The following is an 896-nucleotide window of genomic DNA, read 5'->3' as shown; positions in this document are numbered from 1 at the left end:
TCGGGATGAAGTTATCATGTTGATTGTCGCTGGCAAGAGCTTCATCGTGGTCTGATTGCCGCTCCGCGACAAACTGTGCGGTGCCTTTGATTGTCGCGAATGAGGCTGGCCTGCCGCGCCGGCGTTTGACCCCCATGGGTGGAACGTCGTCGATAGCTTTCAACGTTCATTTCGAATGATCGTTGCGTGATGAACAAGTCGGTCCACCGCGGCACCCGCCCGCAGGCATTAGTTGCAGGATACGGGGTCGGCATCGAGTACCCAACTCACACGTTGGCTCATGATCGCCGCATGAAATGCATCCGGCGCCATGGGGGGGTCGTCCGGGCCTGAAGCCATAGTAGAACCCGCAAAGGATAGGCCGTCATCGACGGCACTAAGCACTTCAGCGACCGCGCCAGCATCCTTCGCACCCGAGGCTCTTCCCGCATCCGTATCTGTCTACACCTCAGATGCGACAGCCGTCGCCTCTTGGGATGCTGGCCAAACGTCACGTTTTGAAGGAAGACGGACGACGTGCACATTCGATGTCGCCCCCGGCACTGGGGATCGTCTCATCTGGGTTGGCGCGCTGCACGTGGCCGCGTAAAAACGGATTCTCTCTCAACGGTTTGGTGCTTTTTCAAGAACCACTGGCATCTATTGCTCGATCCATCTCCACCCTATTGCAGGAAAAGGTAAATGTCGTTCTCCATGCCTGATGGCCCCAGAGTGGCCGTGTAGGGCACACCATGGATAGTGATGCTGGTCTGGGGTTTGTCCGCGCTCGGCAGCAACTCAAACAAGTACATTGCAGGCAGAAGGTCATCTGGTACCGGTTGATTGCCGTGTTGCCAGCTCGGAGGGACAAATCCTCCCAAGTCGTCCACAGGCAGCGTGTACTGTGGGGTGCCGAA

At 57.5% G+C, this 896-nt stretch carries 2 pseudogenes; both read right to left on the bottom strand.

Features of this window, described 5'->3' with window-relative positions:
* Positions 1-213: pseudogene (locus EFQ99_RS36400) on the bottom strand (hypothetical protein); the annotation flags it as partial.
* A gap of 449 nt (positions 214-662) precedes the next feature.
* Positions 663-896 (bottom strand): annotated as a pseudogene (locus tag EFQ99_RS35435) (hypothetical protein); the annotation flags it as partial.

Source organism: Rhizobium vallis (genome assembly GCF_003985155.1).
GTDB classification, from domain to species: domain Bacteria; phylum Pseudomonadota; class Alphaproteobacteria; order Rhizobiales; family Rhizobiaceae; genus Rhizobium; species Rhizobium vallis.
This window is presented reverse-complemented; position numbering and strand designations above follow the sequence as displayed.